This window comes from Streptococcus ferus DSM 20646 (assembly GCF_000372425.1).
GTDB classification, from domain to species: Bacteria; Bacillota; Bacilli; order Lactobacillales; family Streptococcaceae; genus Streptococcus; species Streptococcus ferus.
In genome coordinates this window covers 341,926-364,141 of the sequence record NZ_AQVD01000002.1, presented here as the reverse complement: position 1 = coordinate 364,141, position 22,216 = coordinate 341,926, and the positions used below count along the sequence as shown (strand labels likewise).

The window sequence follows — 22,216 nt, the reverse complement described above, 5'->3', positions numbered from 1 at the left end:
TTTATGTTATAAATAAATGGGAACTATAATACCACGGTTTGAAGCAGAAAAAAAGACCAAGTGCCTCGGTCTTTAATAGCCTATCTCAACCAATTCAATAGCCTGTAACCTATCCTCTTGGTAGCTAACCTTACAAATAAGATAAAACTCTGGAAATTCTTGTGCCTCGGTATCATAAAGAAATAAATCAGCTTCAAAATCGCTGGCCGTGACGTTTAAAATTGAAATTTCCGTCTCCTCAAAGGGAATGGTATGGAAGGCGGTCAGATCTTGGTCATTAAGGAAATTTTGAATCTCTTGGTGAAACTCTTCCCAACTTTTCTGAGAAGTGTCAAATCTCTTAAAAGCATCGGCATATCTCCCTTTTTGAAAATCCAAATAGAGCATCTTGAGACGCTTCCTTAACTCCATATCAAGTTCTAGAGATAGACGTTGCGAATCATCAGTAGTCTCTTTTTTCTTTTTTGGGAATAGGGTAGCAAATAGTTTTATAAGTGCTATCAGGATGACTCCCTCAATCATACTAAATAATAATGGAATCAGCCCCATTAGTAATAGTTTTACTGATGTAGTCCAGCTATCAAAGTATCCCAAGGCTAGTAGCCCAACAACAGCGATGATAAATGGCCAATTTTTTTCACGCTTGACTTTCTTTGTGTAAATCGTTGACTGTTTCTTAGCTAGTTCTCTATTATAAGCATTTTCAAAATTTGTTGTCGCCCAAGTTTTGAAAAACCAATTATAAAAGAGAAAGCCAAAAAAGGGCCCCATACCTAAAATACCAGCAATAGTGACAAGCCCCTCAGGCCATCCCTCTCCCTTTGTGATGAAAAAAAGAACCAAGGAAATAAGACCGATGAATAGAGAAAGAAGAAGCGAGGGGCTTTGTACGGCCTCCCAAAAGGCCCAAAATCTCAGTTTTCTGGTATATTGACTTTGTACTTCTCTACTAATACGCGCGCCCATGGCCAGGTAATAATCTTCAAAGGAAGGGTAGGAAGTCTCATCCCCATGTGTAACACCATGAACATTTCCTTCCTTATCAAAATAAGCCAGAGAGGCAGTAGAATCTGCTAAATGCTCATCAATGATAGTTGTGATCAAAAACATAGTTACCTCTTTCGTACAATACTCCCAGTATATCAAAAGGACCTTGTCAGGGCAAGTGGAGATAGAATAAAAGACTACAAAGGAAGTTAACCTCGGTAGTCTTGACGTTTTTTGATATTCCTGAGCACTAATAATTAATTAGCACCTCCTCGAGTGGAGCTTGTTGAAGCCCTTGAAACCGATTGATAAACCGTGTAAGTAGTGTAGACCAAGTCAAGACTGGGGTAAACAAGTCTTCCTGACAATAAAGAAGCTTAAACTAAAGTGATAACAAGAATGATGTTAAGACGGCTCTAATACTCTTGCTTACTCGGTATTTGAGGCATAGGGTAATAAGGAATGACTAGAGATGGTCAGAAAGAGGCAGAGAAAGAATATGGCAGATTCAGAAATAAGGGAGAGAGTTGTGTAATGTTTTTTTACTTAAAAAGGCCTCTATTTTCTTAGACTGTCATCTACTAGTTTTCTTACAATTTTGAACCAGCAGCAATCACGCGGAAAATCATGGGGTAGGGATGTTTGCTGAACTGATTGATTGTTCCTGTTACAAAGATATCCTTCTCTGGACAATAAAAAGCAAAACTCCCTGTTATACCACTGTGTCCACGGATTTCTCGGACTCCTGCGAAAAAGACCGATAAAATCGGACTCAAGGTTAGTTGCATCATGCCACTGCCATATTTGAGCGGACGAAATTGAATAGCTCGAAAGGTTGGGTTGCTGATATGTGTCGGTGAAAAAAGTTCTCCACCGAAAAAGGCCCTGATAAAGCGCATCAGTTCTCTGTTGCTGGTCACAATACCGCCTTGATAAAACTGGCTAGCTAAATACTGCTGACACGTTACAATATCTTGCCCCTTATAGATTGGAGCAAGGGATTCGTAGCCAGTCGCCCAATGAGTTTGCTGGAGGTTTAAGGGCTGGCAGACAGTATCATCTAATAATGACTCTGGGGACTTGCCAGTCACCGCTTCTGCTATTTTCCCCAAAAGCATAGCATTGACATCAGCATAGTAGGCCCTCTTTCCACCGAGGCTGGATTTTGCAGATAAAGTTGATAAGATACCAAGCGCCTCATCCCATTCCACTCGCCGATCTTCCTCCAAAATACTATCCATCAGGATTTTACCGTTAGTCTGGCGATCTGTTTCGTAATTTGGAAAGCCCGAAGTTTGATCAATCAGATGTCTAACTGTGACCAATTCGGCATGAGGCAGACGATCTGTCAAGTCCTTGGGAAGCACTTCGGTCAATCTCGTGCTGTAGGTCAGCTTTCCTTGATCGAGCAATTGAAAAACAATGGTATCGGTGTAGAGTTTTGAAATACTAGCAACAGCAATAGGCATATCAATGGTCAGATCGCCTTTGTTTTCCGCCAGATACTGACGGTCCCCTTGATAGGCCAGAAGTGTCGCATGATGTATACTTTTATCCTTTAGAAGAATGGCCATCTCTATTCCTCCATTCTCTTTAGATGTTTTTCCTTGAAATTTTTAAACCAAGCAAGATTAAAAGCAGCAAGGTCAATTCCGTACTCCAGAGTTGCAAGACTGAACTGACTATAATCATCCACAATCTGCATAACATCTGAAGTTTCCTTTATGTCACAGATACCATCTAGATAGACAGTATCCTCCCTGAAATAATCTATCGCCTCTGATTTTTGGAGTTCTGGCATCAGGCTTTCTTTTATTTCTTGCAAGGTCATATAGTCTTCTTGCAAAGACGCAATCAGCTTGTCAATCAGGTAGGTCTGCTCCTCTTTCGATACAAGTCCCATAAACAAAAATTTTCCAAGATCCATATTTTTGGTTTTGCCCATGTCGATGGGGACTTTTATCCATTGAATCAGGCTTTGACGACCTTCCTTAGTAATGGCATAGCGTTTTTTGAACCTACCATTTTCAGTAACCTCATCATAAGTCACATAGCCAGATTGCAGCAATTTTTTGAGAGCAGCTTGAATGCTTCCCAGACTGTCGCTGCACATAGATTGAAAATGTTCTCCAATGACACTCCTCAGCTCATAGGCCGTCATTCTTCTCATCATAAGAATGCCTAAAATAATGTTATTCAATCTTCTTCCTCTTCTCTATATACCTAATAGTAACATATCTTTTCGATATAATCAAGTAATATAAGAAGCCACCAACAAGCAAAAAAACATGCTGAGCGCATGTTTTTTGGTATTCAGCTCTCAATGGAAGTTTCAAGTTTCATGGCAAGCCCCTAAACAACTCAACTAGAATCTGACTGCTGTCTATTCCCTTGACTGAAAGAAAGGCTTTCATGGCTTCCACATCATCAGGTTGTCCTGCCAAAAGGTAAGTGGCGTGGGTGCTATAGTGGTCAATAGCTTGCGCTAATTGTTCTTTACTTTGGTAAAGGCTGGCGCTGGTTTGGTAAGTTAGCAGTTCTTGATTGGCGGCCAGCTCTACCAGTTCACTATCAAAAGCCAGCCCCCCTTTATCTAGGTGACTGAGTATAAGCTCGCGCTTACCAGCCCATTCTTTGATAATGGGGCGTATAGCGGCGATGCCAACATCAGAGGCAAAGCAAACCAGCGGACTAGCTTCCTCTTTCACTTTTAAGGTTGAGGACAGCCAGCTCATCTGGATTTTCTCCCCCTTATGCAAGGAAGTCAGGGCTTTCTTGAAAGCACTGCCGTTATGATGAGTGAGAATCAACATTTCATTCTCATCAGGCGTTGAGGCGATGGTCAGCCAGCGGCTCTCTTTGTTATCAGGCAAAACAAACTTGGCATAGGAACCTGACTCCCAGAGCAGATGTTCAGGTTTTGTCAGATGAATGAGGAAAAGGTCTCCAGTCAAATGCTCAATGGATTTGACCGACAAATCAAGGCTTCGTCCAAGATAGGCATAGACTCCCCAGCAAGTAAGAAGCCCCAGTGCAAGAATGGATAGGATAAGGATGAGCATAATTGTCTCCTTTCGTTAGTTTAGCGCCAAAACTTGAGGCTCAGCCAGACTGCCAATCCAAGGACCGGCACAAAGCCAATCAACTTGATAATCAGATCCGTATCAGGCAGGCTGTAAAGATAGAGCATGGTCGCTGCAGCTGCCAGCCAAATTCCGACAATCTGTACGATAGCTGGCAGTCTAGTCATCATACAGCATCCGATGGCCAATAAGAGCAAGCCTCCCGTTGCGAAAGACATGAAGTCAGGGCTCAGCAAATGGACAGGCTGTAAGGTCATGCCCCAAATCACCACTAAAATTCCTGTAACTGCAAGTGCCATTCCGGCAATCGTAAATCCACTCATTTGATTTCCTTTCTCTGTGTTCATGATCGTCCTCCTTTTATGTTATTGAATGAATGATATCTAATGTTCATTCATTTTTCTCAAAAAATAAAGAATGAAGCTTCTTTATTTAAATATCCCTTTGACAAAGTTGGTCGCCAGCGTCTCAATAGTCTGGCCAATGGCCGGAAAATCCGTTTCCGTGATGTGCATATCCATGTAATAGAATAGTTGGTAAACCTGCAGAATTTCCTGGATTTTTTCTTGGGAAAAGCCTTGGTCCAGCATGCGCTCTGTAAAATGTTGGATCAAAAACTGATGAAAGGTGTTTTCCTCCTTGCCGTTTTCGGAAGCATAGTAGTTGCGCAGGTAGTCCGAGATGGCTGGATTGTACCATTCTGACAGGATTTTATTGGGAGAAATCAGCTTTCTGGACCAGGCAAAGAGTTGGCCTACCAAGTCAACCGCTTCCCCCTGCCAATTGATTTCCTCCATCATCTTCTGGCGAATCCGCTTGTTCTCCTCAACATAGACATCCAGAAAAATGGCTTCCTTGGAATCATAGTAGTTATAAAAAGACCCCACGGCCACCTTGGCCTGCCGAGCAATCTCAGAAATCCCAGTTGCCTTGTATCCCTTTTGACCAAAAATGTCCAAAGCTGCGGCTTTGAGGGCCGCTTTCTTATCTTCTGTCATTGGACCTCCTTTCTTATCAAGAATGAATGAATATTTCTTTTTGTTCATTCATATTATAATTCTTTTTTTGTCTTTTGTCAATCCAAAATCCCTTTCAGCAGTACCAGTTTCCTATTTTTAGCATATGAGTTCTAGGGGAGAGACAGCTGTTTTCTGAACGATGTATCCTATCTAGTTTAAGACTGTCAAAAAACTAGGCACTTCATCTTGAAGTGCCTAGTCGGTAATGTTTGTCAGGCTAAAAAGACAGCGATGACAGTTGCTAGATAAAAGAGAAAGGTTAAAATAAAACCAGCTCGCCAAAAAAATTTGAAAAAACGTTTAAAATGGAAAGACTTGCGTTTAACCAGCTGCCGGATGGCAATGGTCATAGCCAAAAGGGACATGGCAGCCATATAATAAGGTAAAAAACTGTGGGTGTAATATCTAGCCGATACCAAAACGATTTCAAAGACATACATAGGAAGTGCAATATCAGCCAAGTTAAGACCAAAACGGTTCAGTTTAAAGGTTGTTGCAATGACGTAAGCAAAAGCCATAGTCAAAAAGATAAAAGCAACAGCCATTATTTTATAAATATCCATGTCTCTATTTTATAAGAATTTAAGAAGAAAGTAAATGCCATTTTGGATCGTAAGAACAAGATCGCTTCAAGGAGGTAAGAGGGCAGATCTACCTTTTTTAAAGAAAATAGCTTGCTTTTTAAACAAGATCGTGTATAATAGTAGGGTATGTGTAATGCATATTTGTGGGAGGTAAAAATCTCTAATTACCGAAAGAACCACAATAGGAGGATTTTATATCATGGCTAAAAAAGTCGAAAACATTGTAAAACTTCAAATTCCTGCCGGTAAAGCAACCCCAGCTCCGCCAGTTGGACCAGCTCTTGGTCAAGCAGGAATCAACATCATGGGATTCACAAAGGAATTCAATGCTCGTACAGCTGATCAAGCTGGTATGATTATTCCGGTTGTTATCTCAGTTTATGAAGATAAATCATTTGATTTCATCACCAAAACACCACCAGCTGCTGTTCTTTTGAAAAAAGCTGCAGGTGTTGAAAAAGGTTCTGGTGAGCCAAACAAAACGAAAGTTGCTTCAGTAACACGTGCTCAGGTACAAGAAATTGCTGAAACAAAAATGCCAGATTTAAACGCTGCAAACCTTGAGTCTGCAATGCGTATGATCGAAGGTACTGCTCGTTCAATGGGATTCACTGTTACGGACTAATTCTGTAATATGCCCAGCAGAGAATGATTTTGATTGAAGTTCAGAGTCATTCGCTAGCCCGCAATACTTGATCATATGTGACGAGTGACGTGGGAGATGAAAATCGATATGACCACATTACAAGGAGAAGATAATAATGGCTAAAAAAAGCAAACAATTACGTGCTGCTCTCGAAAAAATCGACAGCACTAAAGTATACAGCGTAGAAGAAGCAGTAGCGCTCGCAAAAGAAACCAACTTTGCAAAATTTGATGCAACCGTAGAGGTTGCCTATAACCTTAACATTGATGTTAAAAAAGCTGACCAACAAATCCGCGGAGCAATGGTCTTGCCAAACGGAACTGGTAAAACACAGCGTGTTCTTGTTTTTGCACGCGGTGCGAAAGCAGAAGAAGCAAAAGCAGCGGGAGCAGACTTCGTTGGTGAAGATGACCTTGTTGCCAAAATCAACGATGGCTGGCTGGACTTTGATGTTGTCATCGCAACACCAGACATGATGGCAGTTGTTGGACGTCTTGGTCGTGTGCTCGGTCCGCGTAACTTGATGCCAAACCCTAAAACTGGTACAGTAACCATGGATGTTGCTAAAGCGGTTGAAGAGTCTAAAGGCGGAAAAATCACTTACCGTGCGGATAAGGCTGGTATCGTACAGGCTATCATCGGTAAAGTATCCTTTGATACAGAAAAACTGGTTGAAAACTTTAAAGCTTTCAATGATGTCATTGCCAAGGCAAAACCTGCGACAGCAAAAGGAACTTACATCACAAGCCTTACTGTAACAACAACTCAAGGACCTGGTGTCAAAGTTGACACAGCGTCATTCTAAAAATGCAAAAGAACCGTTAAGGTTCTTTTTTTGATCCTCAGGATTCTCGAAAAAGAAACTGTCAATATTAGCTGAAGTGTGGTAAAATAGTAGGGATAATATAAGGAGTGAGAATAATGGGAAAACCAAAGTACAATCGCGTCTTGATCAAGTTGTCCGGGGAGGCTCTGGCGGGAGAAAAAGGGGTTGGCATCAACCTGCCGACAGTTCAAGCAATTGCTAAGGAAATCAAGGAAGTTCACGAATCCGGCATTGAAATTGCCCTCGTTATCGGAGGCGGTAATCTCTGGCGAGGAGAGCCAGCGGCAGAAGCTGGCATGGATCGGGTACAGGCTGATTATACGGGAATGCTTGGTACGGTGATGAACGCTCTTGTGATGGCAGATGCTCTCCAGCACTTTGGTGTAGATACCCGTGTTCAGACGGCTATTGCTATGCAGCAGGTTGCTGAGCCTTATATCCGAGGCCGTGCTCTTCGTCATCTGCAAAAAGGCCGGATTGTTATTTTTGCTGCCGGTGTCGGTTCCCCCTATTTTTCAACCGATACCACATCGGCTCTGCGGGCAGCCGAAATTGAGGCAGATGCCATCCTCATGGCTAAGAATGGTGTAGATGGCGTCTACAACGATGATCCTCGCAAAAATGCTGATGCGATCAAATTTAACGAATTGACTCATATTGAAGTCCTGAAGCGGGGTCTCAAAATTATGGACTCTACAGCAAGTTCACTGTCTATGGACAATGACATTGATTTGGTTGTTTTCAATCTGAATGAGGTTGGGAATATCAAGCGGGTGATTTTTGGCGAGCAAATCGGTACAACCGTTACGAATAAAGTTTCAGAATAAAGGAGATATCATGACTAAAGACATTATTAATAAGGCTAAAGAGAGATTTGAACAATCCCATCAGGCTTTGGCTCGGGAATTTGCCAGCATTCGTGCCGGCCGTGCCAACGCCAGCCTCTTGGATCGGATTGAAGTAGAGTACTATGGCGCGCCAACACCTTTAAATCAGCTAGCGTCTATCACTGTGCCAGAAGCGCGTGTGCTGTTAATTTCACCTTTTGACAAATCATCCATCAAAGAGATTGAGCGTGCCATCAATGAGTCTGATTTGGGCATCAATCCAGCCAACGATGGTTCTGTTATCCGTCTGGTTATTCCAGCTTTGACGGAAGAAACCCGTAAAGACCTGGCTAAAGAGGTTAAAAAAGTGGGTGAGAATGCCAAAATTGCCATTCGTAACATCCGCCGAGATGCCATGAATGAAGCTAAGAAAGCTGAAAAAGATAAAGAAATCGCAGAAGATGAATTAAAGTCTCTTGAAAAGGACATCCAAAAAATTACAGATGACGCGGTGAAACATATTGATGAGATGACGGGAAACAAGGAAAAAGAACTCCTCGAAGTCTAAAGACATATCTCAACGATAAGGGGAGCAGGCAGCCTATCAAAGCATCCTTAATGATAGGTTCCTGCCCCTTCTATTTTTCCCGTTAACAGAAATGGTAGGAAAAGCATGAATCAATTATTAGGACGGCAGATTACTGCCTTAGTGACAGATGAAAATGATACCTTTTACTTTGTCCAGAAGGAGGGACTGACCTTTGCCCTGCCTAAATCAGAAGGTCCTCAGCAAGTGGGGGACATGGTGAGCGGATTTGCTTATGTCGATATGAAGCAGAAATTACGGCTGACGACCAAAGCGATTGAATCGACCTGCCAATCTTATGGTTGGGGAGAGGTGACCAATGTCCGCCGTGATCTGGGAGTTTTTGTGGATACTGGCATTCCTGACAAAGAAATTGTTGTTTCTCTGGATATACTGCCGGAACTCAAGGAACTATGGCCTAAAAAAGGTGATAAACTCTACATCACACTTGAGGTGGACAGCAAGGACCGTATCTGGGGCATTCCTGCTGAGCCGGCTGTTTTTCAAAAGCTGGCCGGTCATGCTTATGATAATATGCAGAATCAGAACTTACGAGCCATCGTCTATCGTCTGAAACTGTCGGGCACCTTTGTCTATCTGCCTGATAACAATATGCTGGGCTTTATTCATCCCAGCGAGCGTTATCAGGAGCCGCGCTTAGGCGAGGAAGTTACTGCGCGTGTCATTGGTTTTCGTGAGGTAGACCGCAGTCTTAACCTATCTCTAAAACCGCGTTCTTTTGAGATGTTGGAAAATGATGCACAGATGATTTTGACTTACCTAGAATCCAAGGGCGGCTTTATGACCTTAAATGATAAGTCTTCTCCTGAAGAGATCAAAGCGGTCTTTGGTATTTCTAAAGGGCAGTTCAAAAAGGCTCTGGGAGGGCTTATGAAAGCTAAAAAAATCAAGCAAGATGAACTGGGAACAGAATTAATCAAATAAGATTTGGGATGGGAGGCTAACAATGGCTTTATGGCTGTATGTGACCCTAGTTGGTCTTTTGATGAGTTTGCTGTTTAATGGGGCAGTTGCCCGACTTTGGCTGACTTATCCAAGGGCTGTGGTTTCGATGCTGCCTAGGCAAATACAGCAAATCGCTCCCAAACCTGATGGGTTTCAGCGCCAGAAGATGAGAAAACGGCTATTCTGGATTTACCTGTTGACCTTGGGGTTGGGCTTAGTGACGACAGCCTACCTTCCTGTCAGGGGCTTTTTGCCGTTATTTATGATCGGTTATTGGCAGCTGTTTTTGGTTAATGTGGGGGATCTGATAGGCCTAGACTGGCTTTTTCGTCAAAAAATGATAGATCACCTGATGATTCCGGGAACAGAAGACTGCCCAGACTGGCAGACCAGAAACTGGATGCTGCATCTCGGACTGCCAGAACATCTCTTCTTATGGCCTTTGCTGGTCTGTCCAGCAGCAGGTTTGATTTATCAAGGGATAAACCTGCTATAACTTTTTAAACACGCACTAACATCAAAATCTCAGCTAAACTGGGATTTTTTTGCTACAATAAAAGAACGATTTTGATAAAGGAGGCAATCATGGAACGTGCGATTTTTGCAGGCGGCTGTTTTTGGTGTATGGTACAGCCTTTTGAAGAGCAGGATGGCATCTTATCAGTCAGATCAGGCTATACTGGCGGGCATACAGAAAATCCGACCTATGAAGACGTCTGCGGCGGCAGAACGGGACACACGGAAGCCGTAGAAATTATTTTTGATGAGATGAAGATTTCCTATGCTGATCTTGTGGAGCTTTATTGGGCGCAGACGGATCCGACAGATGCTTTTGGACAGTTTGAGGACAGAGGAGATAACTATCGGCCTGTTATTTTCTATGAGGACGACCGCCAAAAAGCTATTACTGAGCAGTCCAAGGCCAGACTTGAAGCTTCCGGTCGATTTGACCGTCCTATCGTGACAAGGATTGAACCTGCACAGCCTTTTTATGAAGCCGAAGAATACCATCAGGCCTTTTACCGGAAAAATCCTCAACGCTATGCACTCAGCAGCCAGACTAGGCATGCCTTTTTAGAAAGGAAATGGTCATGAGAAAATCTTTTTATAGCTGGCTGATGACCCAGCGTAATCCCAAAAGTCAGGAGCCGGTGGCCATTTTGGCGGATTTGGCCTTTGAAGATTCGACCTTTCCCAAGCACACAGATGATTTTGATGAGGTCAGCCGCTATTTGGAAGATGGGGCTGCTTTCTCCTTCAATCTAGGTCAATTTGACAGGATTTGGGAAGAGTATTTGTCTCATTAAATCACGCTTTTTGGCGTGTTTTTTGTTATAATGAAAGAAAGTTATTAGCTAAAGGAGCGTCTATTTGCAAGATTATTCAATTGATATCCGTTTAAGCCATCCCGATGACATGATGAATCTTTTTGGTAGCAATGAACGCCATCTGAAGATGATTGAGGATGAACTTGCGGTCACTATCCATGCTCGGACTGAGATTGTACAGGTTCTGGGAGAGAGTGCCGAAGTTGTGGAATTGGCCCGTCAGGTGATTGAGGCCCTTTTGGTTCTGGTCAATCGAGGGATGCTCATTTCGACAGCGGACACAGCAACAGCTATTTCCATGGCTAAAAACCATAACATCAATAAATTTGTGGCTCTTTACGAGGAAGAAATCATCAAAGATTCGTATGGGAAGACCATTCGTGTCAAGACCTTGGGGCAAAAGGTTTATGTAGACAGCGTCAAGAATCATGATATCGTATTTGGAATAGGTCCTGCCGGAACCGGAAAAACTTTTTTGGCAGTTACCTTGGCCATCAAGGCGTTAAAACGCGGTCAGATCAAACGGGTTATTCTGACAAGACCTGCGGTGGAAGCCGGAGAAAGTCTGGGCTTTCTGCCTGGTGATTTGAAAGAAAAGGTTGATCCTTATCTGCGACCTGTTTATGATGCCCTATATCAGGTTCTGGGGCGGGAGCAGACGACCCGTTTGATGGAGCGGGAAATTATTGAAATCGCGCCACTGGCCTATATGCGTGGCCGCACGCTGGAAGATGCTTTTGTGATTTTGGATGAAGCGCAAAATACGACTATTATGCAGATGAAAATGTTCCTGACTCGTCTGGGCTTTAATTCCAAGATGATTGTCAATGGGGATATCAGTCAAATTGACCTACCCAAGAATGTCAAATCGGGTCTGATTGATGCTTCTGAAAAATTGAAAGGAATCCGCCAAATTGATTTTGTGCATTTTTCATCTAAGGATGTTGTCCGCCATCCTGTTGTTGCAGAAATTATCAATGCCTATGAGGATAAAAGGGATTAGAGCCGTCTCAAAAGGCTGGCTTTGTCCGTGATGATTGTCAGATCAAGGAGCAGAATCTTGGGATTCTGCTCTTGTCTTTTGCTTAGAAAGAGTTGGCTTTTATGATATAATAAAAGTATTAAGGATGAAAGCAGATTCAAAATGTATGTTGAAATGATAGACGAAACCAATCAGGTTTCAGATGAAATAAAGAAACAAACGTTAGAACTTCTCGATTTTGCGGCTCAAAAGATTGGCAAAGACGACAAGGAAATGGCGGTGACTTTTGTAACCAATGAACGCAGCCATGAGCTTAATCTGCTTTATCGGCAGACGGATCGGCCGACAGATGTTATCAGTCTAGAGTATAAGCCAGAAGAAGCGATTGTTTTTGACGACAGTATCTTGGCAGATGATCCTGATTTGGCAGATCTGATGACAGAGTTTGATCCCTATATTGGTGACTTATTTATTTCAATAGACAAGGCTAAGGAGCAGGCTCAGGAATATGGTCATTCGTTTGAGCGGGAGATGGGCTTTTTGGCAGTACACGGTTTTTTACATATTAATGGCTATGACCACTATACCCCTGAAGAAGAAAAGGAAATGTTTAACTTACAGGAAGAGATATTAAAAGCCTATGGACTTACGCGATAAGAATCAGAAAAAATGGAAAAACTTGACCCTGACCTCCAGTCTTGAGTTTGCGGTGACTGGGATTGTCACGGCCTTCAAAGAAGAGCGCAATATGAAAAAGCATGCGGTCTCTGCCGTTTTGGCCGTCTTTGCCGGTTTGATTTTTCAGGTGTCGGTGACGGAGTGGCTTTTTCTTCTGCTGAGTATCTTTTTAGTTATCTCTTTTGAGATACTGAATTCAGCTATTGAAAATGTGGTGGATTTGGCTAGCAACTACCACTTTTCCATGCTAGCCAAGAATGCCAAAGATATGGCGGCAGGCGCCGTGCTTGTCATTTCTGGCTTTGCGGCTTTAACAGGTATTATTATTTTTGTGCCAAAAATTTGGGCATTGATTTTTCATTGACAATAAGGAGAGAAGATGACATTTAAGTCAGGTTTTGTGGCGATTTTGGGACGGCCAAATGTTGGCAAATCTACTTTTTTAAACTACGTAATGGGGCAAAAAATTGCCATTATGAGTGATAAGGCGCAGACGACGCGCAATAAAATAATGGGGATTTACACAACTGCTGAGGAGCAGATTGTCTTTATTGACACCCCTGGGATCCACAAGCCTAAGACAGCCTTGGGTGATTTTATGGTGGAATCTGCCTACAGCACTCTGAGAGAAGTAGATACGGTTTTATTTATGGTGCCTGCTGATGAGAAGCGAGGCAAGGGAGATGATATGATCATAGAGCGGCTTAAGGCAGCCAAAGTCCCTGTTATTCTGGTCATCAATAAGATTGATAAGGTTCACCCCGATCAGTTGCTGGAACAGATTGATGATTTTAGAAACCAGATGCCCTTCAAAGAAGTTGTGCCTATTTCTGCCTTACAGGGGAACAACATCAACCGTCTCATGGAAATTCTTAAGGAAAATCTGGAAGAAGGTTTCCAATATTTTCCAAATGATCAGATTACAGACCATCCGGAGCGTTTTCTGGTGTCGGAAATGATTCGTGAAAAGGTGCTTCACCTGACCAGAGAGGAAATCCCTCATTCAGTGGCTGTTGTGATTGATTCGATGAAACGGGATCCAGAAACAGATAAGATTCATATTCAGGCCACCATCATGGTTGAACGCGACAGCCAAAAAGGCATTATCATCGGTAAGGGCGGCTCTATGCTTAAAAAGATCGGCTCTATGGCAAGGCGTGATATCGAGCTTATGCTGGGCGACAAGGTCTTCTTAGAAACCTGGGTCAAGGTCAAGAAAAACTGGCGGGATAAAAAGCTGGATTTGGCGGACTTTGGGTATAGTAAGAAGGAATACTAAGATCCGGTGGATCTTAGTATTCCGAGCCTAGAAAAAGGAGAGTGAGGTAGCCTGGGGATAGTCCTCATTTCCAATCTGAAACAGTCTATTAGACTGTTTCAGTCCACCAATCAAGAAATACGAAGGTGATGGTTATGGCAGTAATATCTCAGTTATTTGTTAATGAAGCAGGCCAGCACAATGCGAAAACAATTGTCTTTTTACATGCCTCGGGTTCCAGCAGCAAGATGTGGAGACACCATATCGCGAAGTTAAAAAGTGATTTTCACTGCATCACCCTTGACTTACCTGGTCATGGGGAGAGTCATGAGGTAGACTGGACCACTTTTGATGATGTTGCGGAGCTTCTAGTGGAGACGATTAAGAATAGATCTCACGGGAAACCGCACCTAGTTGGTTTGTCTTTGGGTGGCAGTCTCATTTTTAAACTATTAGAAAAGCACTTCGACTTATTTGATCGGGTGATAGTGGATGGGGCAGCCCATCAGCCTATCAAGGGCTATCGTAGAGTCATTGCGGCGGTTTATTTCATGTCGCTGTTTAAGAACACCAAGCTGACTGCTAATCTGATGACTAAAATGATGCGGGAAGACGGGGTTTCTGAACAAGATTGTCAAACCTTTGTTTCGGATTTACAAAGCGTTTCACGGAAATCCTTTCGGCGTGCCATGTCCCAGGCCAATCTGCTCCATGTTAATTTAGACTTTAGTAATCCTGTCTTTTTTGTTTCAGGGGGTAAGGAGTCAGAGACAATTCATGAGTCACATCAGCTTTTAGCACAAACAAACAGTCAGAGTCAATGCGCCTATTATCCTAACAAGGGACATGCTTGGCTCTTTGGTGATGTTGAAAGTCATATCCAGTTAGTCCGGTATTTTTTTCAGGATGGCCGATTTCCTGCTACCTTAAGACGATTTGACGATTGAATACAGCCCGTTACCCTTGTTGAGATTTTTATTAGAAAGGTTAGCCAGAAAGGTGTGTGAATCGAACACACCTAGGACTCTGTGAAAGGAGACAACCATTTATCTGGGTGCTGTTACACTGTCAGTAAGGTTCATACTTTTCTTTGAGTCGCTTAATGGCTTAGTATCTTAGAATGCCCGAATTACCAGAAGTCGAAACCGTTCGGCGGGGCTTGGAAAAGCTTGTTGTCGGCAGGGACATCAAGGCTGTTCAAGTGCGTGTCCCCAAGATGATTAAGACGGACAGGGAGACTTTCGCCTTGGACCTGTCTGGTCAGACCATTGAAGCTGTTCGCCGCCGAGGGAAGTATCTAATTTTTGACCTTGGCAGTCAGATCTTGATTTCTCATCTGCGCATGGAGGGGAAATACCTGCTCTTTCCAGAGCAGGTGCCTGAAAACAAGCATTTTCACGTCTTTTTTCAGCTAGATGATGCTTCAACCCTTGTTTATCAAGACGTCCGCAAGTTTGGCACTTTCGAGCTTCTGGCTAAATCAGAAGAAGACCGGTATTTTAGCGCTAAAAAAATTGGTCCTGAACCGACCAAGAAGGATTTCAAACTGGCTCCTTTTGAACGATCCTTGAAGGCTTCTAACAAGTTGATTAAGCCTCTGCTTTTGGAGCAAAAAGTGGTGGCTGGTCTGGGTAATATTTATGTGGATGAAGTGCTTTGGGCAGCTAGGGTTCACCCAGAACGTGTCTCCAGTAGTCTTAAAAAGGCTGAAGTCAAGCGGATCCACGATGTGACCATTCGTATTTTGCAGCTAGGTATTGAAAAAGGAGGCTCCACTATTCGCACCTATAAAAATGCGTTGGGGCGAGATGGGACCATGCAGGATTATTTGCAGGTTTATGGCATGGCTGGTCAGCCTTGTCCAAGGTGCGGAACGACTATTCAAAAGATTCAGGTAGGGGGAAGGGGCAGTCATTTTTGCCCGAGGTGTCAGAAAAGATGAAGGCTAAAGCGATTGGTTTAACGGGGGGGATTGCCTCAGGAAAGTCTACCGTCAGTCAGTATTTAAAGGACAGGGGCTATCAGGTGCTTGATGCTGACCAGTTGGTTCATGAACTCCAGCAAAAGGAAGGTCGCCTTTATCAGGCCCTGCTTGCATATTTTGGGCCAGCCATTTTAGATGAAGCGGGGAACTTGGACCGCCCCCAATTAAGCCAGCTTATTTTTTCCAGCCCAGAAACATTAAGGAAATCTTCGGAGTTGCAAGATCATATCATTCGTCAGGAATTGCGGCAGCGCTATGAAGATTTAAAAAGAAAGCAGTCCGTTTTTTTCATGGATATCCCGCTTTTATATGAAAGGCAATATGAAGACTGGTTTGACAAGGTTTGGTTGGTTTATGTTAATTCAGATCAGCAGCTGAGCCGTCTGATGGCACGAAACAAGCTCTCTAAGGAAGAGGCACTGGATCGTATTCAGGCTCAGATGAGTTTAGACGAAAAGAGAGTCTTGGCAGATGCTGTTGTGGACAATTCGGGTAGCCTCACAGAGACTTACAGCCAATTAGATAAGCTATTAGAAGATTTAGAAAAGGATTCATTATGACAACCATCACTTTAGGACAGGGCAAAACGCCGCCCCCGCTTTATCTGAACATGCTGAATCGCCATGGTCTTATTGCGGGCGCAACAGGTACTGGGAAAACGGTGACTTTGAAAGTCTTAGCAGAACAGCTGAGTTTAGCAGGGGTTCCGGTTTTTTTAGCGGACATCAAAGGAGATCTGACGAATCTGGCCAAGCCTGGTCAGGTGACCGAAAAATTACAGGCTCGGCTCGATTTACTGGGGCTGACGGACTATCAGCCACAGGCTTTTCCGGTCAGATTGTGGGATGTTTTTGGAGAATCCGGACATCCTGTCAGGGCTACTGTTTCTGAGATGGGTCCCCTTATGCTGGCACGTCTGCTCGATCTTAATGATACCCAGACAGGTATTTTAAATATCGTCTTTAGGGTTGCAGACGACAAGGGCTGGCTGCTGATTGACCTGAAGGATTTGCAGAGTCTTTTAAAAGAAGTTGCGGATCACGCCTCTGATTATTCAACTCAATACGGCAATATCAGCAAACAGTCGGTAGGTGCTATCCAGAGAAGTCTTTTAGTCTTGGAAGAGGAGGGAGCTGATCTTTTCTTCGGAGAACCGGCCCTTGATTTGGCTGATTTTATGCAGCTGGACAGCAGCGGTAAGGGCATTGTCAATATTTTATCGGCCACAAAGCTCTTTCAGTCTCCGAGACTCTATTCTACATTCTTGATTTGGCTGTTAGCTGAACTTTTTGAAAGCCTGCCAGAAGTTGGAGACCCTGATAAGCCTAAGCTGGTCTTCTTCTTTGATGAGGCACACCTCTTGTTCAAGGATGCGCCTAAGGTTTTTGTTGAAAAGATTGAACAGGTGGTTCGTCTGATTCGGTCAAAAGGAGTGGGGATTTATTTCATTACGCAAAATCCTCAGGACCTGCCGGAAACAATTCTGGGTCAGCTGGGCAATCGGGTTCAGCACGCGCTTCGTGCCTATACACCTAAAGAAATGAAGGCGATCAAGGCTGCTGCGGATAGTTTTCGGCCGAATCCAGAACTGGATGTTGAAGCTGTTTTAACCCAGCTAGAAGTCGGCGAAGCCTTGCTGTCTTTCCTTAATGACAAAGGGCAGCCAAGTATGGTGGAGCGTGCTTACATTCTGCCGCCTCAGTCCAGCTTTGCTTCTCTGGAGCTGGCAGAAACTCAGACGCTTATCTCTAGTTCACCTTTTCATAGCAAATACGCTCAGCAAGTAGATCGTGAATCAGCCTACGAGCTTCTAGCAGCTAAGCTTGCTAGAGAAGAAGAAGCCGATAAGGCGGCTGCCGCACAACAAGAGGCGACAGCTAAAGCCAAACGGGAAGCTAAGCAGACCTCGTCAGCGGGCAGACCGCGCAAAACGAGCTTTGAGAGAGCCAGAGACAACTTTATCAACTCAGCTCTTAGAACAGTTGGCCGTGAATTAGTTCGTGGTATCTTTGGCAGCCTGCGTAAGTAAGCTTTAGCTAAAAATAATGATTTAGGTGATGGCTACGGATTGAAGTGTGATATAATGGCTTATAGTGGTTCAGAAAAGAAGATAATGACTAATCATAACAACTGTTAATGGGAAGAAAACCTTTTGGTAGCTTGGTTCGGTAGTTTTCTTACTGGAGCAAGCTTTTCTCTTGTTAAGCCCGTTAGGCCTCCTTTGGTTGAACATCTGGATGTTAGAAGGCATAGGACGAATTGATAGTCGGCTTTGACTTCTGCTCGGGAGGAATCTTATTAATGTTAGAAAAGAATTAAAGGTTAGGGATATTTAGTGCGTGTTAAAATCAATTTAAAATGTTCTTCCTGCGGCAGTAAGAATTATTTAACCAGCAAGAACAAACAAAATCACCCAGATAAAATAGAAGTCCTTAAATACTGTCCTAAAGAGAGAAAAGTAACCTTACATATTGAATCTTAGACAAAAGTATGTTAAAATGGCAAAGACAGTAGTGGAGGAAAAAACATGTACAGCTTTTTACTTACAATATTGCTAGTCTTATCGGCGATTTTGGTGATTGCAATCTTTATGCAGCCCCAAAAGAATCCTAGCAGTAATGTTTTTGATAACAGCGGTTCAGAAGCCTTGTTTGAGCGTTCGAAAGCTCGCGGTTTTGAAGCCTTTATGCAACGCTTGACAGCAGTTCTGGTCTTCTTTTGGCTGGCTATTGCTTTAGCACTTGCTGTATTATCAAGTCAATAAAAAGTGAGCTTGACCTAGTCTGGCTTATTTTTTTTGAAGAGATTATAGGAAAACGAATGAAAGAAAAAATAATTACATATTTAGAAGAAAAGGGGAAATCCAGCGTTGATGACTTGGCTGTCAGTCTGGATATGGCCGGTGCCAAAAAATTCCCTCATTTGATTAAGGCTATTTCAAGCCTGGAAAGCAAGGGGAAACTCCGTTTTGAACAGGACGGTACGATTTCTCTGCGCAAAAAAATCAAAAAAGAAGAACAAGTCACGGTTCAGGGAGTTTTTCGGGCTAATAAGGCGGGCTTTGGTTTTGTGACGGTTGATGAAGCAGAAGAAGATCTCTTTGTAGGCCGTGGAGATGTCGGACATGCCATTGACGGGGATACCGTTGAGGTGGTTATCAAGAAGGTTCCCAACCGTCTTAAAGGGACGGCAGCAGAAGCCCGTGTCGTTTCTATTTTGGAACGGAGCATCAAAACAGTTGTTGGCCGGTTTATTCTTGATGATGACAAACCCAAGTATGCTGGTTATATCAAGAGTAAAAATCAGAAAATTAGTCAAAAGATTTACATCAAAAAACAACCCATTCTGCTCGATGGTACGGAAATTATTAAAGTCGCTATTGACAAGTATCCCAGCCGACATCATGATTATTTTGTCGCTCATTTACTTGATATTGTGGGACATGAGGGTGATGCTGGCATAGATGTTCTGGAGGTGTTTGAGTCAATGGATATTGTCTCAGCCTTTCCGGAGGACGTCATGGCTGAAGCCAATCAGGTGCCGGATAAGCCCTCAGAAAAAGATTATCAGGGGCGCTTAGATTTGCGTGAGGAGCTGACGTTTACGATTGATGGCGCAGATGCCAAGGATCTGGACGATGCGGTTCATATCAAACGCTTAGACAATGGCCATTTTGAATTGGGTGTCCACATTGCAGACGTTTCCTACTATGTTAAAGAAGGGTCTGCACTAAATCGCGAGGCACTGGCACGGGGAACTTCTGTCTATGTGACTGATCGCGTTGTTCCTATGCTGCCTGAACGCTTATCTAATGGGATCTGTTCCCTTAATCCTAACCTCGACCGTCTAACCCAGTCGGCGATTATGGAGATTGACCGCCAGGGGAAGGTTGTCCGCTATCAAATCAGACCGTCTGTCATTAAAACGGTCTTTCGGATGACCTATGATAATGTCAATAAGATGCTGGCAGGCGATCAGGAGCTGATGGAAACCTATCAGCCGATTCTTGCTTCGGTCCGTTATATGGCAAGCCTGCATCATATTTTAGAGAAAATGCGGGAAAAACGCGGTGCACTTAATTTTGACACCTCAGAAGCCAAAATTTTGGTCAATGATAAAGGGGTTCCTCAGGACATTATCCTGCGTCAGCGAGGGCTGGCAGAGCGGATGATTGAGTCCTTTATGTTGGCTGCTAACGAGTGTGTGGCAGAACATTTCGCCCGCAAAAATCTTCCCTTTATTTATCGTATCCACGAAGAGCCTAAAGCTGAAAAATTGCAAAAATTCATTGATTACGCGGGTGTTTTTGGTGTCAAAATTCGCGGCACTGCGACTAAAATCACGCAGGAAGCCTTGCAGGATTTCATGGTGACAATCAAGAATCAGCCAGGTGCAGAAGTCCTGTCAATGATGTTACTGCGATCGATGCAACAGGCACGCTATTCGGAGCATAATCACGGCCACTACGGTTTAGCGGCGGATTACTACACCCATTTCACCAGTCCTATTCGGCGTTACCCAGACCTTCTGGTTCATCGTCTCATTCGTGAGTATGATCAGGTGACTGCTGAGAAACAAGAGCATTTCAGTCAGCTAATCCCTGAAATCGCTAAGGAAACATCGAGTCTGGAGCGTCGGGCTATTGATGCTGAGCGGACCGTAGAGGCGATGAAGAAGGCTGAGTACATGGAAGCTTTTGTCGGGCAGGAATTTGAAGGAGTGGTTGCCAGTGTGGTCAAATTTGGGATGTTTATCGAACTGCCCAATACGATTGAGGGGCTTATCCATATCACAAACCTGCCAGAATATTATCACTTCAATGAGCGAACGCTGAGTCTTCAGGGTGAAAAAACTGGTAAGGTCTTTCGTATCGGTCAGCCTATTAGAGTTAAGCTCATCAAGGCTGATAAAGAGACCGGTGATATTGATTTTGAATACTTGCCAAGTGATTTTGATGTCATTGAAAAAAACAGCTCGTCCAAGACGTCTAAGAAGCGAGGTTCGCGTCGCAGTAGCGACAAGAGTTCCAAAAAAGCTAAGGGACAGTTGTCAGCTTTTTCATCAAAGGACAAACCTAAAGGTAAGAAGCCTTTCTATAAAAAAGTAGCTAAAAAAGGAGGTCAGCATGGCAAAGGGTCAGGGAAAGGTCGTCGCGCAAAATAAAAAGGCCCATCACGACTACACAATCGTTGAAACCTACGAAGCTGGTATTGTTCTGACAGGAACAGAAATCAAGAGTGTCCGTGCCGCTAGAATCACGCTCAAAGATGGTTTTGCTCAAGTTAAAAATGGTGAGGTTTGGCTTAATAATGTTCACATCACCCCTTATGATCAAGGCAATATCTGGAATCAGGATCCAGACCGGACGCGTAAACTGCTGCTGAAGAAAAAAGAAATTGCTAAATTGGCCAACGAGCTAAAAGGAACGGGCATGACTTTAGTTCCCCTCAAGGTTTACCTTAAGGATGGTTTTGCCAAAGTTTTGCTTGGACTGGCTAAAGGGAAGCATGATTATGACAAGCGGGAGTCCATCAAACGTCGGGAACAAAACCGTGACATTGCACGACAGATGAAAGTGTTTAATGCGAGATAACTGTCGTAAGGCTGGAAGATAAGTGCTGCTAACGCCTTAGGCCTGATCTGTGCAGAGACAAGATTAAAAAAGCTGGGGACTTTTGACCCAGCTTCTTTTTGAACTTATTTCCAAAAAACAACGTCTTCCCGAGGTTTGCGGCTGCGGGGATGCTTAGGATCGCGCAAGCGATAACCTAAGGACAGCATGGAGGCAATCCCCTCTTTTTGGGGGTCAATGAGCCCTGCCTTGCTTAAGAGTTGGTTGACCTTGTCATAATCAAAGCCCTCGATTGGGCAGGAATCAATGCCCATCAAGCTGGCTGTCATCATCATATTGCCCAAAGCAATGTAGGTTTGCTTGGCAGCCCAGTCAAAAAGGGCTCTTGGGCTGTCCAAGTGCATATCGCTTTCTTGGAAAGACCGGTAGCGTGCCAGTCTAGCCTTGAGATCAGCTTCATCGGTCAGTCCCCGTCTGACTAAACTCTGATAAACATTGTCGGAGTCATACCTGACATCCTTGCCTGCGATGAGCAAGACAAAATGGCTGGCTGTTTCCAGCTGGTATTGGGCTCCCCAGGCGATCTCCTTAAGGGCCTCTTTGATGGAGTCGTCTTCTAAAACGATAAAACGCCAAGCCTCTAGGCCGATAGACGAAGGACTGAGCCAGGCCGCATCTAAAATAAAGTCCACATCTTCTTTGCTGATTTTTCGATCACTGTAAACGCGGACGGCCAAGCGGTGATCGATTCCCTGACGAATCTGTTTTTTTAATGTGTCATCTGTCATAGGCAACTCCTTATTTATGTTGTTATCTTAATCATAGCACAAATTTTAAAATAAATAAGGAATTGAGTGGCAGGAAACTACCTTACTGCTATCACTCATTCG

General features: G+C 43.6%; 28 protein-coding genes. 20 read left to right on the top strand and 8 right to left on the bottom strand.

Going from position 1 to position 22,216, the window contains the following annotated elements; all coding sequences use genetic code 11:
• Positions 1 to 72: 72 nt before the first annotated feature.
• The 7 genes from A3GY_RS09700 to A3GY_RS0104760 all read right to left on the bottom strand — a co-directional run bounded on the left by A3GY_RS09700 (position 73) and on the right by A3GY_RS0104760 (position 5,652).
• The gene (locus A3GY_RS09700; RefSeq protein ID WP_018030275.1) at positions 73 to 1,110 is read right to left on the bottom strand and encodes a hypothetical protein; all 1,038 of its coding nucleotides are present in this window, start codon (positions 1,108 to 1,110) and stop codon (positions 73 to 75) included.
• A 467-nt stretch (positions 1,111 to 1,577) separates the two neighbouring features.
• Complete coding sequence (locus A3GY_RS0104785; RefSeq protein WP_018030274.1) at positions 1,578 to 2,561, bottom strand: serine hydrolase domain-containing protein; 984 nt, start codon at positions 2,559 to 2,561, stop codon at positions 1,578 to 1,580.
• A gap of 2 nt (positions 2,562 to 2,563) precedes the next feature.
• The gene (locus A3GY_RS0104780; protein WP_018030273.1) at positions 2,564 to 3,187 is read right to left on the bottom strand and encodes a PadR family transcriptional regulator; all 624 of its coding nucleotides are present in this window, start codon (positions 3,185 to 3,187) and stop codon (positions 2,564 to 2,566) included.
• Between the two features lie 139 nt (positions 3,188 to 3,326).
• Positions 3,327 to 4,049, bottom strand: coding sequence for a ferredoxin reductase domain-containing protein (locus A3GY_RS0104775; protein WP_018030272.1), 723 nt, complete (start codon positions 4,047 to 4,049; stop codon positions 3,327 to 3,329).
• Between the two features lie 20 nt (positions 4,050 to 4,069).
• On the bottom strand, positions 4,070 to 4,393 hold the full coding sequence (locus A3GY_RS0104770) for a hypothetical protein (RefSeq protein WP_026161936.1): 324 nt from the start codon (positions 4,391 to 4,393) through the stop codon (positions 4,070 to 4,072).
• A gap of 105 nt (positions 4,394 to 4,498) precedes the next feature.
• The gene (locus A3GY_RS0104765; protein WP_018030270.1) at positions 4,499 to 5,068 is read right to left on the bottom strand and encodes a TetR/AcrR family transcriptional regulator; all 570 of its coding nucleotides are present in this window, start codon (positions 5,066 to 5,068) and stop codon (positions 4,499 to 4,501) included.
• Positions 5,069 to 5,301: 233 nt separating this feature from the next.
• A complete protein-coding gene (locus A3GY_RS0104760; RefSeq protein ID WP_018030269.1) occupies positions 5,302 to 5,652 on the bottom strand; it encodes a DUF3397 family protein in 351 nt (116 codons plus the stop codon).
• A 220-nt stretch (positions 5,653 to 5,872) separates the two neighbouring features.
• Between A3GY_RS0104760 and rplK the strand changes: the two genes are divergently transcribed.
• The 20 genes from rplK (at position 5,873) to smpB (ending at position 21,347) form a co-directional block, all read left to right on the top strand.
• A complete protein-coding gene (gene rplK / locus A3GY_RS0104755; protein ID WP_018030268.1) occupies positions 5,873 to 6,298 on the top strand; it encodes a 50S ribosomal protein L11 in 426 nt (141 codons plus the stop codon).
• Positions 6,299 to 6,434: 136 nt separating this feature from the next.
• A complete protein-coding gene (rplA, locus tag A3GY_RS0104750) occupies positions 6,435 to 7,124 on the top strand; it encodes a 50S ribosomal protein L1 (RefSeq protein WP_018030267.1) in 690 nt (229 codons plus the stop codon).
• Between the two features lie 116 nt (positions 7,125 to 7,240).
• The gene (pyrH, locus tag A3GY_RS0104745) at positions 7,241 to 7,972 is read left to right on the top strand and encodes a UMP kinase (protein WP_018030266.1); all 732 of its coding nucleotides are present in this window, start codon (positions 7,241 to 7,243) and stop codon (positions 7,970 to 7,972) included.
• A gap of 10 nt (positions 7,973 to 7,982) precedes the next feature.
• Positions 7,983 to 8,540 carry a ribosome recycling factor gene (frr, locus tag A3GY_RS0104740; RefSeq protein WP_018030265.1) on the top strand — a complete coding sequence of 186 codons (558 nt, stop codon included), beginning with the start codon at positions 7,983 to 7,985 and terminating at the stop codon, positions 8,538 to 8,540.
• A gap of 105 nt (positions 8,541 to 8,645) precedes the next feature.
• Entirely contained in the window at positions 8,646 to 9,503 is an 858-nt protein-coding gene (locus A3GY_RS0104735; protein WP_018030264.1) for a CvfB family protein, read from the top strand.
• Positions 9,504 to 9,525: 22 nt separating this feature from the next.
• The gene (locus A3GY_RS0104730) at positions 9,526 to 10,020 is read left to right on the top strand and encodes a hypothetical protein (protein WP_018030263.1); all 495 of its coding nucleotides are present in this window, start codon (positions 9,526 to 9,528) and stop codon (positions 10,018 to 10,020) included.
• Between the two features lie 89 nt (positions 10,021 to 10,109).
• On the top strand, positions 10,110 to 10,619 hold the full coding sequence (gene msrA, locus A3GY_RS0104725; protein ID WP_018030262.1) for a peptide-methionine (S)-S-oxide reductase MsrA: 510 nt from the start codon (positions 10,110 to 10,112) through the stop codon (positions 10,617 to 10,619).
• The gene (locus tag A3GY_RS0104720) at positions 10,616 to 10,831 is read left to right on the top strand and encodes a YozE family protein (protein ID WP_018030261.1); all 216 of its coding nucleotides are present in this window, start codon (positions 10,616 to 10,618) and stop codon (positions 10,829 to 10,831) included. Before msrA ends, A3GY_RS0104720 begins: the two co-directional genes overlap by 4 nt.
• 109 nt (positions 10,832 to 10,940) lie before the next feature.
• Positions 10,941 to 11,855 (top strand): PhoH family protein, encoded by a 915-nt coding sequence (locus A3GY_RS0104715; protein WP_369966153.1) that lies wholly within the window; start codon positions 10,941 to 10,943, stop codon positions 11,853 to 11,855.
• 141 nt (positions 11,856 to 11,996) lie between these two features.
• Positions 11,997 to 12,491 carry an rRNA maturation RNase YbeY gene (ybeY, locus tag A3GY_RS0104710; protein ID WP_018030259.1) on the top strand — a complete coding sequence of 165 codons (495 nt, stop codon included), beginning with the start codon at positions 11,997 to 11,999 and terminating at the stop codon, positions 12,489 to 12,491.
• A complete protein-coding gene (gene dagK, locus A3GY_RS0104705) occupies positions 12,475 to 12,876 on the top strand; it encodes a diacylglycerol kinase (protein WP_018030258.1) in 402 nt (133 codons plus the stop codon). Before ybeY ends, dagK begins: the two co-directional genes overlap by 17 nt.
• Positions 12,877 to 12,891: 15 nt before the next feature.
• Positions 12,892 to 13,791, top strand: coding sequence for a GTPase Era (gene era / locus A3GY_RS0104700; RefSeq protein WP_018030257.1), 900 nt, complete (start codon positions 12,892 to 12,894; stop codon positions 13,789 to 13,791).
• Between the two features lie 134 nt (positions 13,792 to 13,925).
• The gene (locus A3GY_RS0104695; protein WP_018030256.1) at positions 13,926 to 14,717 is read left to right on the top strand and encodes an alpha/beta fold hydrolase; all 792 of its coding nucleotides are present in this window, start codon (positions 13,926 to 13,928) and stop codon (positions 14,715 to 14,717) included.
• A gap of 173 nt (positions 14,718 to 14,890) precedes the next feature.
• The gene (gene mutM / locus A3GY_RS0104690; RefSeq protein ID WP_018030255.1) at positions 14,891 to 15,712 is read left to right on the top strand and encodes a DNA-formamidopyrimidine glycosylase; all 822 of its coding nucleotides are present in this window, start codon (positions 14,891 to 14,893) and stop codon (positions 15,710 to 15,712) included.
• Entirely contained in the window at positions 15,709 to 16,314 is a 606-nt protein-coding gene (gene coaE, locus A3GY_RS0104685; RefSeq protein ID WP_018030254.1) for a dephospho-CoA kinase, read from the top strand. The genes mutM and coaE overlap by 4 nt, the downstream gene beginning before the upstream one ends.
• Entirely contained in the window at positions 16,311 to 17,783 is a 1,473-nt protein-coding gene (locus tag A3GY_RS0104680) for a helicase HerA-like domain-containing protein (protein ID WP_018030253.1), read from the top strand. The genes coaE and A3GY_RS0104680 overlap by 4 nt, the downstream gene beginning before the upstream one ends.
• Before the next feature lie 306 nt (positions 17,784 to 18,089).
• Positions 18,090 to 18,236 (top strand): 50S ribosomal protein L33, encoded by a 147-nt coding sequence (gene rpmG / locus A3GY_RS10070; RefSeq protein WP_081601034.1) that lies wholly within the window; start codon positions 18,090 to 18,092, stop codon positions 18,234 to 18,236.
• A gap of 45 nt (positions 18,237 to 18,281) precedes the next feature.
• Positions 18,282 to 18,518 (top strand): preprotein translocase subunit SecG, encoded by a 237-nt coding sequence (gene secG, locus A3GY_RS0104675; RefSeq protein ID WP_018030252.1) that lies wholly within the window; start codon positions 18,282 to 18,284, stop codon positions 18,516 to 18,518.
• Between the two features lie 56 nt (positions 18,519 to 18,574).
• Positions 18,575 to 20,917 carry a ribonuclease R gene (gene rnr, locus A3GY_RS0104670; RefSeq protein ID WP_018030251.1) on the top strand — a complete coding sequence of 781 codons (2,343 nt, stop codon included), beginning with the start codon at positions 18,575 to 18,577 and terminating at the stop codon, positions 20,915 to 20,917.
• Positions 20,880 to 21,347: an SsrA-binding protein SmpB gene (smpB, locus tag A3GY_RS0104665; protein ID WP_018030250.1), complete on the top strand. Its 468-nt coding sequence runs from the start codon at positions 20,880 to 20,882 to the stop codon at positions 21,345 to 21,347. The genes rnr and smpB overlap by 38 nt, the downstream gene beginning before the upstream one ends.
• A gap of 104 nt (positions 21,348 to 21,451) precedes the next feature.
• Here smpB and A3GY_RS0104660 read toward each other — a convergent pair whose 3' ends face one another.
• Positions 21,452 to 22,114 carry an NAD(P)H-dependent oxidoreductase gene (locus A3GY_RS0104660; RefSeq protein ID WP_018030249.1) on the bottom strand — a complete coding sequence of 221 codons (663 nt, stop codon included), beginning with the start codon at positions 22,112 to 22,114 and terminating at the stop codon, positions 21,452 to 21,454.
• Positions 22,115 to 22,216: the final 102 nt, after the last annotated feature.